Source organism: Pseudomonas sp. SWI7 (assembly GCF_006351945.1).
Taxonomy (GTDB): domain Bacteria; phylum Pseudomonadota; class Gammaproteobacteria; order Pseudomonadales; family Pseudomonadaceae; genus Aquipseudomonas; species Aquipseudomonas fulva.
In genome coordinates this window covers 2281998-2295866 of sequence record NZ_CP040930.1, presented here as the reverse complement: position 1 = coordinate 2295866, position 13869 = coordinate 2281998, and the positions used below count along the sequence as shown (strand labels likewise).

At 64.1% G+C, this 13869-nt stretch carries 12 protein-coding genes; 8 read left to right on the top strand and 4 right to left on the bottom strand.

All coding sequences use genetic code 11. The annotated features are described in order from the left end of the window. Positions 1 to 93: 93 nt before the first annotated feature. Complete coding sequence (locus FH041_RS10510; RefSeq protein WP_088523040.1) at positions 94 to 1134, bottom strand: AraC family transcriptional regulator; 1041 nt, start codon at positions 1132 to 1134, stop codon at positions 94 to 96. Positions 1135 to 1138: 4 nt separating this feature from the next. Next, positions 1139 to 2257, bottom strand: a complete 1119-nt coding sequence (locus FH041_RS10505; RefSeq protein ID WP_059184105.1) for a nitrilase-related carbon-nitrogen hydrolase — start codon at positions 2255 to 2257, stop codon at positions 1139 to 1141. 186 nt (positions 2258 to 2443) lie between these two features. Between FH041_RS10505 and FH041_RS10500 the strand changes: the two genes are divergently transcribed. Both FH041_RS10500 and FH041_RS10495 read left to right on the top strand, forming a co-directional pair. After that, the gene (locus tag FH041_RS10500) at positions 2444 to 4480 is read left to right on the top strand and encodes an NADPH-dependent 2,4-dienoyl-CoA reductase (protein ID WP_140174556.1); all 2037 of its coding nucleotides are present in this window, start codon (positions 2444 to 2446) and stop codon (positions 4478 to 4480) included. Between the two features lie 42 nt (positions 4481 to 4522). After that, positions 4523 to 5413, top strand: coding sequence for a 1-aminocyclopropane-1-carboxylate deaminase/D-cysteine desulfhydrase (locus FH041_RS10495; RefSeq protein ID WP_140174554.1), 891 nt, complete (start codon positions 4523 to 4525; stop codon positions 5411 to 5413). Here the strand turns inward: FH041_RS10495 and FH041_RS10490 are convergent. Then, the gene (locus FH041_RS10490) at positions 5404 to 5949 is read right to left on the bottom strand and encodes a cytochrome b (protein ID WP_027916507.1); all 546 of its coding nucleotides are present in this window, start codon (positions 5947 to 5949) and stop codon (positions 5404 to 5406) included. The two genes, FH041_RS10495 and FH041_RS10490, sit on opposite strands and share 10 nt — an antisense overlap. Before the next feature lie 128 nt (positions 5950 to 6077). Further along, positions 6078 to 7010: a DUF1853 family protein gene (locus tag FH041_RS10485; RefSeq protein ID WP_236165962.1), complete on the bottom strand. Its 933-nt coding sequence runs from the start codon at positions 7008 to 7010 to the stop codon at positions 6078 to 6080. Between the two features lie 87 nt (positions 7011 to 7097). On the opposite strand from FH041_RS10485, the gene FH041_RS10480 reads away from it, so the two are divergent. Genes FH041_RS10480 through pepN form a run of 6 tightly spaced genes read left to right on the top strand, consistent with a single transcriptional unit; the run spans position 7098 to position 13615 of the window. Next, a complete protein-coding gene (locus tag FH041_RS10480) occupies positions 7098 to 7988 on the top strand; it encodes an NAD(+) kinase (RefSeq protein ID WP_027916509.1) in 891 nt (296 codons plus the stop codon). Further along, positions 7988 to 8959, top strand: coding sequence for a metallophosphoesterase (locus tag FH041_RS10475; protein ID WP_027916510.1), 972 nt, complete (start codon positions 7988 to 7990; stop codon positions 8957 to 8959). The genes FH041_RS10480 and FH041_RS10475 overlap by 1 nt, the downstream gene beginning before the upstream one ends. Beyond that, on the top strand, positions 8956 to 9843 hold the full coding sequence (locus FH041_RS10470; RefSeq protein WP_027916511.1) for a rhomboid family intramembrane serine protease: 888 nt from the start codon (positions 8956 to 8958) through the stop codon (positions 9841 to 9843). The genes FH041_RS10475 and FH041_RS10470 overlap by 4 nt, the downstream gene beginning before the upstream one ends. Positions 9844 to 9856: 13 nt before the next feature. Further along, positions 9857 to 10117, top strand: coding sequence for a YeaC family protein (locus FH041_RS10465; protein ID WP_023533690.1), 261 nt, complete (start codon positions 9857 to 9859; stop codon positions 10115 to 10117). Beyond that, on the top strand, positions 10114 to 10944 hold the full coding sequence (locus FH041_RS10460; RefSeq protein ID WP_027916512.1) for a DUF2797 domain-containing protein: 831 nt from the start codon (positions 10114 to 10116) through the stop codon (positions 10942 to 10944). Before FH041_RS10465 ends, FH041_RS10460 begins: the two co-directional genes overlap by 4 nt. Before the next feature lie 13 nt (positions 10945 to 10957). Then, on the top strand, positions 10958 to 13615 hold the full coding sequence (gene pepN, locus FH041_RS10455) for an aminopeptidase N (RefSeq protein ID WP_132578962.1): 2658 nt from the start codon (positions 10958 to 10960) through the stop codon (positions 13613 to 13615). Positions 13616 to 13869: the final 254 nt, after the last annotated feature.

The following is a 13869-nucleotide window of genomic DNA, read 5'->3' as shown; positions in this document are numbered from 1 at the left end:
ACGCAGGAAGATGGACGACTACCAGGAAGAGCTGCTGGAATTTCAGGCCCACGAGATGGACACGCCTGAACCGGCCGAAGACGCTACCGAACTTTAGTCCCCGCGTCGCTGCGTGCGGCGGTAACCGCCAGGCGTGAGCCCAGTCCAGCGCTTGAACGCGCGCTGGAAAGCCTCTGCCGAAGCGAACCCCAGCAGGTAGGCGATTTCGCCGAAGCTCAACTGGGTGTCGCGGATATAGGTCTCGGCCAGGTCGCGTCGGGTGCCGTTCAACAGGTCACGAAAACGCGTGCCTTCTTCTGCCAGCCTGCGACGCAGCGTCCAGGGCGGAAGTTGGAGCTGCAGGGCAATTTCGTCGAGCTCTGGTTCACGTCCACCGTTTAGCAGCGGCCCTAGCAAATGGGTGATACGCTCGCCTAGGCTGCGCACGCGGGTCAGCTGATCCATGTGCGCCTCGCTCAGGGCCAGCAGTTGGTGCCAGGTGCTGGGGCAATGCCTGGGGTTTGGCAATTGCAGCGTGGCGCGGCTCAGGCGCAACTGGTTGCACTCGGCGGCAAAGCGGACCGGCGCGCTGCACAGGGGCTGATAGAGGGCGGCGTAGCTTGGGGCTGCGAACTCGATGTCCATCCGCTCGGCCACCACTGGCGTACCGACCAGGTCGCCCAGCTGGGCCAACCAGCCGGCGAGCAGCGAGTCGACCACAAAGCGGTTGTAGGCGTTGTAGGGGCTGATGGAGTAAAAACGCAGCCAAGCGCCTTCGCCATCTTCGCAGTAAGTGCAATGGCCTCGATAGTTGGACGCGTACAGCGGCTCGAAGCGTAGCAGGGTGCGCGCCGCCTCGCCCAGGGTCGGCGCTTGCCCTGCCGTGACCCCGGCCAGCCCGGTATGGGCCAGCCGGCTCAACTGGCCAATCTGCAAACCCAGTGCAGGCTCGGCGCACAATGCGATGGCGGCGTGGCCCAGGTGCATGTAGCGCGGTATCGACAGGCGCGCATTGGCCTGGGCCAGCCGCGCCGGGTCCAGGCCATAGCGTTCGAGCAAGGGTGCAGGGTCGTGACCCAGCCGTCGAATCGCCTCCGCCAAGGGTTGCACAAAGCCTACCGACAGGTCGCCCAGCCTTACCTGCGGGCGGCTCATGGTGCTAGAGCCATATGTTCAGCAAGCGGGCACCTGGGCTGGGTGGCCCAGCCAACAGGTCGCCGGCTTGCCAGACGAAACCCTGGCCATCGGCGCCGTTCTCCCAGAACTGGCCGCGCATGAAGACGCTCACACTGCTCACCTGGTGACCGATAGGCGCGGTCAGCCGGTGCCAGGCGTCCTGCTCGCTGACTTCGCCACGCTTGACGGCCAAACGCGCGCTGACAGGCTGATGGCGATTTCCCCGCCAGGGCTCCAGCCAGCTGTGCCTGCCGCTCAGGAAGGCAGGGATGGCCACCAGTTCGACCGACTGGGCCAGCAACTGGTGGTGATTCTCCGGATACCAGCTGTCGCTTCCCACCAACACGCCAAGCCGCCCCGCAGGCGTCTGCAGCACCTGCAGAGGCTGGTCCACACCCGGGTGTATGAACCGCCTGTTCTCGCTGTCCGGATAGTGCTGGGGCTGGGGTTGGCCCAGGATGGTGCCGTCGCCGGAGAACACCACGCTGCTGTTGAACAACGGACCGCGCCCGGGGTGCAATGCACCCTCGCTGACGTAGGGTTGCGGCAGCACGATCGAGCCGGCTACCAGGGTTACGCCGAATTCCTTGGCCAAGCCGCCGAACACCTGCTGGTAATCGGCGGCCATCTGATCGGCCTTCATGCGCAGATGAGCATCGGCCCGTCGGTCATCGCCCTCGGCCGCGAGCATGGCCCAGCCATAGCGAAGCGGATTGCTCAGTTCGAACCATTGCAGGGCCTCACGCTGGTGGGTCACCTGGTACAACGCGTTCTTCTCGCCGCGTGCCCACAGCCAGGTACCGATGTGCTCAGGCAATACCACCACGGTGCGAGGCGTGATCAGGCCCAGCGTGCGCGCCTGCTCGAGGTAGGCGGCAAGCTTGCGGTGCAGACGTTGCAGGTCCTGGTAGTCCCCTGGGTACAGCAGCGGCTCGACGCCCAGCAGGTTGCCGTGTTCACCGGGTTGCCCGTGGTTGACTGCCAGCTCGATGCGCAGGTCGGACAGGTAGTGCCCCTGCGGGCGCTGTTGGGTCCAGAAGGCATAACCACACAAGGCGGCGATCACCACCAGCAGCAGGGCAGTTGTCAGGAGTTTTTTCATGAAACAGTAGAAGGCAATGGGCATGAGGGAGCCCTAGGGTAGACGCGCTGTTCGTGATGATCAATAACTTGTCAGTTCCGGTCATTGAGCCGGTTCAAACGGCTGTTTACTGTCTGCTTCATATAACGACAAGGCCGCCTTTAGGCCAGATGCCCGTTTACCGTGATCACCTTGGGAATCCGAACCATGACAGACACCCCTTACCCGCACCTGCTGGCCCCGCTGGACCTGGGCTTCACCACGTTGCGTAACCGTACCCTGATGGGCTCCATGCACACGGGTCTTGAGGAACGTCCTGGCGGGTTCGAGCGCATGGCTGCCTATTTTGCCGAACGGGCGCAGGGCGGCGTAGGGCTGATGGTCACAGGCGGCATTGCACCCAATGACGAGGGCGGTGTGTACGCAGGCGCCGCCAAACTCAGCACCGATGCCGAAGCCGAGCAGCACCGCATCGTCACCGAAGCAGTGCACGCCGCAGGTGGCAAGATTTGCCTGCAGATCCTGCATGCCGGGCGCTATGCCTACAGCCCGCGTCAAGTGGCGCCAAGCGCCATTCAAGCGCCGATCAACCCGTTCAAGCCCCGGGAACTGGACGAGGCGGGAATCGAAAAACAGATTGCCGACTTCGCCCACTGCGCGCTGCTTGCGCAAAAGGCAGGTTACGACGGCGTCGAGGTCATGGGCTCGGAAGGCTATTTCATCAACCAGTTCCTCGCCGCCCACACCAACCACCGCACCGACCGTTGGGGTGGCAGCTACGAAAATCGCATGCGCCTGGCGGTGGAAATCGTCAGCCGGGTGCGCGGCTCGGTGGGCCCGAATTTCATCATCATCTTCCGCCTTTCGATGCTCGACCTGGTCGAGGGCGGCAGCTCCTGGGACGAGATCGAGACCCTGGCCAAGGCCATCGAGCGGGCGGGGGCCACGTTGATCAACACGGGTATTGGCTGGCACGAGGCGCGCATTCCCACCATCGCCACCAAGGTGCCGCGGGCAGCCTTCAGCAAGGTCACCGCCAAGTTGCGTGGAGTAGTGGGTATTCCTTTGATCACCACCAACCGTATCAATACCCCAGAAGTGGCCGAGGCGGTGCTGGCCGAAGGGGATGCGGACATGGTGTCCATGGCCCGGCCGTTTCTGGCCGATCCTGCCTTCGTCAACAAGGCTGCCGCCGGGCGTGCTGATGAAATCAATACCTGCATCGGCTGCAACCAAGCGTGCCTGGACCATACGTTCGGCGGCAAGCTGACCAGCTGCCTGGTAAACCCACGGGCCTGCCATGAAACCGAACTCAACTACCTGCCCGTGCGCATGGCCAAGCGCATTGCCGTCGTGGGTGCCGGCCCAGCAGGCCTTGCCGCTGCAACAGTGGCCGCTGAACGTGGCCATGTGGTGACCTTGTTCGAATCGGCCAGCGAAATTGGCGGCCAGTTCAATGTTGCCAAGCGCGTGCCAGGCAAGGAGGAATTCAACGAGACCCTGCGGTATTTTCGCAACAAGCTACGCACCACGGGCGTTGACGTACGCTTGAACACGCGCGTCGACGTGCCAGCGCTGGTGGCCGGCGGCTATGACGAAATCATCCTCGCGACTGGCATTCTGCCCCGCGCGCCGGCGATCCCGGGGATTGGGCACCCCAAGGTGCTCAGCTACCTGGATGTGCTGCTCGAGCGTAAGCCTGTGGGCAAGACAGTGGCTGTGATCGGCGCCGGGGGCATCGGTTTCGATGTATCCGAATACCTGGTGCATCAGGGCGTATCCACCAGCCTGGACCGCGAAGCATTCTGGAAGGAGTGGGGTATCGATACCCACCTCCAAGCGCGCGGTGGTGTGGCCGGTATCACGCCACACCCCCACGCACCCGCCCGGCAGGTGTACTTGATGCAGCGCAAGACCTCCAAGGTAGGGGATGGCTTGGGCAAGACCACTGGCTGGATCCACCGCACCGGGTTGAAGAACAAGCAGGTGAAGATGCTCAATGGCGTCGAGTACCTGGCCATTGATGACGCGGGCCTGCATGTGCGCATTGGCGGCGGCGAGCCGCAGGTGCTGGCGGTGGACAACGTGGTGATCTGCGCAGGCCAGGACCCGCTGCGCGAATTGCAGGACGGTCTGGTGGCTGCGCGGCAGTCGGTACACTTGATCGGCGGTGCTGACGTGGCGGCAGAGCTCGATGCCAAGCGGGCGATCGATCAGGGATCGAGGTTGGCGGCGCAGCTTTGATTCACGGTCCATACCAGTGGCTGTGCTGATAGACTGGCGCCCATGCCTGTCGAACTCCCCCTGGCCCCTCTGCAACGCCTGACATTGCCCTGGCTGGCGAGGGGGCAGGTCGAGACCGCCATCCTGCGCCTTGACCTGATCGACCCTCTGATCAGTGGCAACAAGTGGTTCAAGCTGCGCCATCACCTTGAGCAGGCGCTCGATGCCAAGGCCCCTGGCCTGGTGAGCCTGGGCGGCAACCATTCCAACCACCTTCATGCTCTGGCCGCTGCCGGCAAGCGGTTGGGCCTGGCCACGGCCGGCCTGCTGCGGGGGCACCCGTGCCAAACACCCACCGTGCAGGACTTGCAGGCAATGGGCATGCAACTGCACTGGCTGGGTTACGAGGGCTACCGACAACGTAACGAGGTGGGGTTCTGGACGCCCTGGCACGCGCGCTATCCCGGCTGGCACTGCATCCCCGAAGGCGGAGGCGGGCAGGCCGGCGCCCAGGGGTGCGCGTCGATCGTGACCCACTTGCACGCGCAGCTTGCGACACTGGGCTGGCCGGACTATGACGCCTGGTGGCTGGCCGCGGGCACCGGCACCACGCTTGCAGGCCTGGTGCTGGCCGAGTCAGGGGCCCATGCCGTGCATGGGGCGTTGGCCGTACCCGACCACTATGGCGTGGCCGAGACCGTGGCGGCACTTGCCGGCACCCAGGGTTACCGCCTGCACAGTGCCAGCCGGGGCGGCTTCGGCAAGTTCGACGAACAACTGCTGGCCTTCATTGCCGACTGCGAGCAGCAGGCCGGGATCCCTTTCGAGGCGCTCTATACCGGCAAGGCATTGCTCGCGCTCAATGCTCAGGTCGAAGCCGGATTGTTCGCGCCCGGCACTCGCTTGGTGTTCGTCCATACCGGCGGTTTACAGGGCCGTCGGGGTTACTTGTAAGGCAGCATGCGCAGCAACGTATTGTCGCGTTTGACATAGTGATGATAAAGGCCGGCCAGCGCATGCAGGCCGATCAGCCAGTAGCCCCAGGTACCCACACGCTCATGCCAGCCCTTGATGAACTTGGCCAGGTCTACGTCAGGGCCGATCAGGTGCGGCAGCTCAAGGCCATAGAACGGTATCGGTTTGTCGGCGGCGCTGAGGATCAGCCAGCCGGCCAGCGGCATGCCGATCATCAGCAGGTACAGCAGCAGGTGAACCAGATGGGCCAGGCCGGTTTGCCAAGCAGGGGGTTTGGGTGAGATGGGAGGCGCGCGATGGAGTACGCGCATGGCCAGGCGCAGCCATACCAGCACGAACACGCTCAGGCCCAACATGAAATGCAGGTCTTTCATCAGGTTGCGCTCTGCGCTGTCGCGCGGGAAGATCCCGCGAAACTCGATACAGGCATAAACGGCGGCCAGCAGCACCAGCATCAGCCAGTGCAGGACAATGGACACGCGCGCGTAATGGGGCGCTGGGGTGCTCGAAACCATGGTTGATCCTCATCGGTCGGTGGGGTAGCGCTCTTGGTGGCGCTCAGGTCCAGTTTACGGGTTACCCGGGCTGCATCATTGCTCCAGGTCGGTGAAAAATATGTTGCCGCCTATGGGAGGATCTGCGGTCAGAGAGCCAGCGCGCCTGGCCACTGATCGGCAACCAGGAACACCCGCTCTACCTCTTGCCAGCTGCCGTCCTGCTGCCGTTGCACGTTGACCAGCAACTGCGCAGGCGCATCGGGCGCCAGCAGGTGCAGCCACGCGGCGAACTGAGCAGCGCTCCAGACCTCGCAGGCCGCACACCGTGCGGGGGCCAGCCAGGCGCTGCGCGCCAGCGGTTGCCAATGCCCGTCTGGTGCGCTGATCCAGTCCTTGCGATGCAACCACCGGCCACGCAAGTGCTGGGGGTGGACGCCCTGCGGCGCCTGGCTCGCGGCCAGCGTCGGGTAGAACAGGTAGCCCCCCATCCACATGCTGGCCTGCACCGTAGGCAGGTCGAGCCGCTCGAGGGCGGTACGGCCCTGGGTGCTGGCTGACATGGGCAACTGGTGGCGGCGGGTGTGTTCCAGCTTGGCTTGCAGGCGATCGTGGCAGCCAGGCCCCAGCCAGCCCCCAGGGTCGGTACCGAAGCGCTCAGGGCCCAGGTACAGCTTGATGGCCAGTTCCAGGTGATGCACCCCATCGCGATCACGCAGCACCACATCCAGCTCGCCCAAGGTCCGGCCGTCTTCGCGGATAGCCAGGTTGGCCGCCAACAGTTCGACGCCGGGCGCCTGTTGCAAGGCAAACTGCCACAGGCGTTCGTAATACAGCCCGAGGCGGCGGCTGCCAAGGCCCTTGAGCCAGTGCTGCAAGGGCGTGTCATCGGCGTCCAGCCCGTGCAGCCAGGCCTGTAACGCCTGCGGCCGCTCCACCCAGAGGCTGCCTGCCAGCGGGTGGCGCTGGGGGCAGCCTGCGTTCTCCAGCAGCGGCGGCGAGAGCAGGGTCCAGGCAAGGTCACGCACCGCGGGGCGCTGGAACAGCCGGGGCAGGTGCACGAGCGAAGGAAATGGCATCATCCTGCGAGCATAGCCGGTTTGCCGCTGCTTCGTGGTTCGCCCATAATCGCTGCATCGTCACCCGTCGCAGAGCCTTGCAGGAGCCCCATGGAGCAATTTCGCAATATCGGTATCATCGGTCGTCTCGGCAGCTCGCAGGTGCTGGACACCATCCGCCGACTGAAAAAATTCCTCCTCGAGCGCCACTTGCATGTGATCCTCGAAGACACCATCGGTGAAGTCCTGCCCGGCCACGGGCTGCAGACTTCCACCCGCAAGCTGCTGGGCGAGGTCTGTGACCTGGTCATCGTGGTCGGCGGCGACGGCAGCCTGCTGGGCGCTGCGCGTGCCCTGGCGCGTCACAATATCCCGGTACTGGGCATCAATCGGGGCAACCTGGGCTTTCTCACCGACATCCGTCCGGATGAACTGGAAGAGAAAGTCTCCGAGGTGCTCGAGGGTCACTATCTGGTCGAGAACCGTTTCCTGCTGCAAGCCGAAGTGCGCCGTCATCAGGAGGCGATTGGCCAGGGCGATGCGCTCAACGACGTGGTCCTGCACCCCGGCAAGTCCACCCGCATGATCGAATTCGAGATCTACATCGACGGCCAGTTCGTCTGCAGCCAGAAGGCCGACGGCCTGATCGTCGCCACCCCGACCGGCTCCACCGCCTACGCATTGTCCGCAGGTGGCCCGATCATGCACCCCAAGCTCGATGCAATCGTCATCGTGCCCATGTACCCGCACACCTTGTCAGGGCGGCCGATCGTCGTCGATGGCAACAGCGAGCTGAAGATCGTGGTGGCCAAGGACCTGCAGATCTACCCGCAGGTGTCGTGTGACGGTCAGAACCACTTCACCTGTGCACCCGGTGACACCATCACGGTGAGCAAGAAGCCCCAGAAGCTGCGCCTGATCCACCCGCTGGACCACAACTACTACGAAGTCTGCCGCACGAAGCTTGGCTGGGGCAGCCGCCTGGGGGGCAGGGACGACTGATGCTGGATCCGGCGCGCAGTTTCGACATCATCGGTGACGTTCACGGCTGTGCCTTGACCCTCGAGCGTTTGCTCGACGCCCTCGGTTACCAGCGCATTGCCGGCGTCTGGCGCCACCCTCGGCGCCAGGCGCTGTTTTTGGGCGATATCGTGGACCGCGGCCCGCGTATCCGCGAAGCCCTGCACATCGTTCACGACATGGTCGCCGCCGGGCAGGCGCACTGCATCATGGGCAATCACGAATACAGCGCCCTAGGGTGGGTGACGCCGGCACTGCCGGGCAGTGGCAAGGCCTTCGTGCGCGAACACACCCCTCGCCACGCCAGGCTCATCGACGAAACCCTCACCCAGTTCGCCCATCACCCTGCGGACTGGCAGGCGTTTCTCGACTGGTTCCAGACGCTACCCCTGTTCATCGATGCCGGTCGCTTTCGCCTCGTACACGCCTGCTGGGATGCACGCCTGATCGAGCCTCTGCGTCGCCAGTACCCCGACGGGCGCGTCGACCGCCACTTCGTCCAGGCGTCGGCGGTGAGCGGCAGCTTTGCCGCCAACGTCTGCAACCGCCTGCTGCGCGGCACCGACATGCGCTTGCCCGATGGCCTCACCCTGACCGGTGGCGATGGCCTGACCCGCGCCTTCTTCCGCACCAAGTTCTGGGAAGACGACCCGCAGACCTACGGCGACATCGTCTTCCAGCCCGATGCGCTGCCAGCGGAGGTGGCCAACACACCGCTGAGCCACAGCCAGAAGAGCGCGTTGCTGCGCTACGCCGAGGACGAGCCCATGCTGTTCGTTGGCCATTACTGGCGCAGCGGCCGGCCCGCCCCGATTCGCAGCAACCTGGCCTGCCTGGACTACAGCGCCGTGTTGTACGGCAAGCTGGTCGCCTACAGGCTGGACGATGAAACCCGTATCGACCCCCGCAAGTTCGTCTGGGTGGATGTCGACCGACCACAGGCTAGCCAATGAACATTATCCAAGTGATGCGCCTGCCGCTGACGGTGGACCTCAGCGGTTTCGTGCAGATGCTGCAACGCTTGCAGGTACCGCACCGGGTCAGCGAGGAGGGCGAGGACCAGGTACTCTGGGCGCCTGAAACCCTGGCCGACGAGGTGTTGCACCTCTACCAGCGCTACCCCGATGGCAACGCCGACCTGCAGGCCGAGCCTGACCCCGCGTTGCCCGACCAGCAGGTGCAAGAGGTGCCACAGCCGTCGCTGCTGGCCCAGGCAAAGGCTTGCAAGGTCACTGCCCTGACGCTGCTGCTGACCTTCATGGTCGCTGGGCTCACGGGCTTGGGCGACAACTTCACCACCATCAGCTGGTTCACGTTTCTCGATTTTCACGTGCAGGGCGATTACCTGTACTTCGCGCCCCTGGCCGAGGGCCTGGCGCACGGGCAATGGTGGCGGCTGGTCTCGCCCATGCTGCTGCATTTCGGCGCGCTGCACCTGGCCATGAACAGCCTGTGGTTCTGGGAGCTGGGCAAGCGCATCGAACTGCGCCAGGGCCCGTGGACGTTGCTGGGGCTCACCCTGCTGTTCAGCCTGGTATCGAACCTGGCCCAACACTACACCACAGGGCCTGGCCTGTTCGGTGGGCTTTCAGGCGTGCTTTATGGCCTGCTCGGGCACATCTGGCTGTATCAATGGCGGGCGCCAAACCCGCACTTCAACCTGCCCAAGGGCGTGCTGGTGATGATGCTCCTCTGGCTGGTGGTGTGCCTGACCGGCGTCGTCGGCACCCTGGGCCTGGGCCAGATCGCCAACGCCGCGCACGTCGGCGGGTTGCTCATCGGATGCCTGACCGGGCTCTTGGGTGGGGCGCTCGCCCGGCGTAAACTGTCGGCTTGAATCAGGAGACAACATGTCCACTTTCGCGCAAATGATCGAAAACATCACCCCGGAAATCTACGAGAGCCTGAAACTGGCCGTGGAAATCGGCAAATGGTCGGACGGCCGCAAGCTGACTGCCGAGCAGAAAGAGCTGTCCCTGCAAGCGGTCATCGCCTGGGAGATGAAAAACCTGCCCGAGGACCAGCGCACCGGTTACATGGGCCCGCAGGAATGTGCGTCCAAGTCCGCCCCCGTTCCCAACATCCTGTTCAAGTCGGACTCGGTACATTGATCGAACTCGCTCGTGGCTCGTTGAGCAAAATGGCCGTCAGCCTGGCGGCCCCCGTGGTGCAATACAGCTTTCGCCTAGGCGATACCCTGGTGCCAGTCAACCCGCTGATCGGCAAGCCGCTGCGCCTGCACTACCTGGGCGCCATCCACTGCAGCCACTGCGGCAAGCGCACCAAGAGCAGCTACAGCCAGGGTTACTGCTACCCCTGCATGACCAAGCTGGCCCAGTGCGACATGTGCATCATGGCCCCGGAGCGCTGCCACTACGACGCAGGCACCTGCCGCGATCCGTCCTGGGGCGAGCAGTTCTGCATGACCGACCACGTGGTCTACCTGGCCAACTCCTCCGGTATCAAGGTCGGTATCACCCGCGCCACCCAGTTGCCCACCCGCTGGCTCGACCAGGGTGCCAGCCAGGCCTTGCCTATCCTCAGGGTGGCCACCCGGCAGCAGTCCGGGCTGGTTGAAGACCTGCTGCGCAGTCAGGTGCCGGACCGCACCAATTGGCGCGCCCTGCTCAAGGGTGACGCCGCGCTGCTTGATCTGCCGGCCTTGCGCGATCAGGTGCTGGAGGCGTGTGCCGAAGGGCTTGGCCAGCTGCAGGCGCGCTTCGGCCTGCAGGCGATTCAGCCCCTGACCGACGCCGAGGTCGTGCACATGACGTACCCGGTCCAGGCTTACCCCACCAAGGTGGTCAGCTTCAACCTGGACAAGACCCCGATCGTGGAGGGCACGCTGCTGGGCATCAAGGGCCAGTACCTGATCTTCGACACCGGTGTGATCAATATTCGCAAGTACACGGCCTACCAGTTGGCCGTGCTCCAGTAAAAGGGACCTGCAGATGCGTACCGAACAACCGCAAGTGATCCATCTCAAGGACTACAAGGCGCCTGAGTACCTGATCGACGAAACGCACCTGACCTTCGAGCTGTTCGAAGACCACACCCTGGTCCACGCGCAACTGATCATGCGCCGCAACCCGGTGCATGGGGGCGGCCTGCCTGCGCTGGTGCTCGACGGCCAGCAACTCGAACTGGTGCGCGCCGCCCTCGACGATGAACCCTTGCAGGCCGGCGACTACCAGATCGACGCAGGCAGCCTGACCGTCCAGCCACGGGCAGCGCAATTCACCCTCGACACCACCGTCAAGATCCATCCAGAAACCAACACAGCGCTCGAGGGGCTGTACAAGTCCGGCAAGATGTTCTGCACCCAGTGCGAAGCCGAGGGTTTCCGCAAGATCACCTACTACCTCGATCGCCCCGATGTCATGAGCATCTTCACCACCACGGTGATCGCCGAACAGCATCGCTACCCGGTGCTGCTCTCCAACGGCAACCCGGTAGGCAGCGGCCCTGCCGAGGATGGCCGTCACTGGGCGACCTGGGAAGACCCGTTCATGAAGCCGGCGTACCTGTTCGCCCTGGTCGCAGGCGACCTGTGGTGCGTGGAAGACACCTTCACCCGCCAGTCGGGCCGTGATGTGACCCTGCGCATCTATGTCGAGCCGGAGAACATCGACAAGTGCGACCACGCCATGGTCAGCCTGAAGAAGTCCATGCGTTGGGACGAAGAGGTGTATGGCCGCGAGTACGACCTGGACATCTTCATGATCGTCGCGGTCAACGACTTCAACATGGGGGCCATGGAAAACAAAGGCCTTAACATCTTCAACTCCAGCTGCGTGCTGGCGCGCGCCGAAACGGCCACCGATGCCGCGCATCAGCGGGTCGAAGCGGTGGTGGCCCATGAGTACTTCCACAACTGGTCGGGCAACCGCGTCACCTGCCGCGACTGGTTCCAACTGTCGCTCAAGGAAGGCTTCACGGTGTTCCGCGATGCCGAGTTCAGCGCCGACATGAATTCACGCACCGTCAAGCGCATCGAGGACGTTGCCTACCTGCGCACCCATCAGTTCGCCGAGGATGCGGGCCCCATGGCCCACCCGGTGCGCCCGGACAGCTTCATCGAGATTTCCAACTTCTACACCCTGACCGTGTACGAAAAAGGCTCGGAAGTGGTACGCATGGTGCGCACGCTGCTGGGGGCCGAGGGCTTCCGCCAGGGCAGCGACCTGTACTTCGAGCGTCACGATGGGCAAGCGGTGACCACCGACGACTTCATCAAGGCGATGGAAGATGCCAACGGCGTCGACCTGACTCAGTTCAAGCGCTGGTACAGCCAGGCCGGTACGCCGCGCCTGGAGGTGAGCGATGCCTACGATGAAGCGGCGCGCACCTATAGCCTGACGTTCCGCCAGAGCTGCCCACCCACCCCAGACAAGGCCGAGAAGCTGCCCTTCGTGATTCCGGTCGAATTGGGCCTGCTCGATGCCCAGGGCAACGACCTGCCGCTGCAATTGGCGGGCGAGTCCTCGGCAGTGGGCAGCACCCGGGTGCTGTCGGTGACCGAGGCCGAGCAGACCTTCGTCTTCCAGGGTATTGAAGCGCGGCCGCTGCCGTCGCTGCTGCGCGGTTTCAGTGCCCCGGTCAAGCTGAGCTTCCCATACGACCGCGACCAGTTGATGTTCCTGATGCAGCACGACAGCGACGGCTTCAACCGTTGGGAAGCCGGTCAGCAACTGGCCGTTCAGGTGTTGCATGAGCTGATCGGCCAGCACCAGCTTGGTCAGGCGCTGCAACTGGACCCGCGTCTGCTCAAGGCGTTGGATACGGTGCTGGGCGACACCTCGCTCGATGCTGCCATGGTGGCCGAAATGCTCTCGCTGCCAGGGGAGGGCTACCTGACCGAGATCAGCCAGGTGGCCGATGTGGACGCCATCCACGCAGCCCGCGAGTTCGCTCGCCGGCAAATTGCCGAGCACTTGTTCGAGCCGCTCTGGACGCGTTACCAGGCCAACCGCGCGGTCTCGCGTAACACCGCGTACGTTGCCTCTGCCGAGCACTTTGCTCGCCGCAGCCTGCAGAACATCGCCCTGTCGTACCTGATGCTCAGCGTCAAACCGCAGGTGCTGGAAGCGACCCTGGAGCAGTTCGAGCAGTGCGACAACATGACCGAGCGCCTCACGGCCCTGGCGGTGCTGGTCAACTCGCCCTTCGAGGCCGAGCGCGCCAAGGCCCTGGAAAGCTTTGCTGAACACTTCAAGGACAACCCCCTGGTCATGGACCAGTGGTTCAGCGTGCAGGCGGCCAGTACCTTGCCAGGTGGCTTGGCACGGGTGAAGGCGTTGATGCAACACCCGGCCTTCACCCTGAAGAACCCGAACAAGGTGCGCGCGGTGGTCGGCGCCTTTGCCGGCCAGAACCTGGTCAACTTCCATGCTGCCGATGGCTCCGGCTACCGCTTCCTGGCGGATCTGGTGATCGAGCTCAATGCGCTCAACCCGCAGATCGCCTCCCGGCAATTGGCGCCGCTGACCCGCTGGCGCAAGTATGACGCCGCCCGGCAGACCCTGATGAAGGGTGAGCTGGAGCGGATTCTGGCCGCTGGTGAACTCTCCAGTGACGTGTACGAAGTCGTGAGTAAAAGCCTGGCATGACGCCCCGGGGGGCGCCTGATGGCCCCCCGATTTCGACTGCCGACGTTGTTACGCTGCACACGCAGCGCCTGCCGGGGGATCCTGTTCGCCTGCAGGCGCTGCATCTTCTGCGCATGAACCACGCGCCTTGCGCTGATAACAAAACATAACACCCCGCCCGTTGTGCTCCTCCAAATCCTCCCGTTACGATCACCGCACGCCCTTGCAGGCCTCTATTGCAGGCATTTGTGCGTTTCTGCAAGGTATTGACCCAC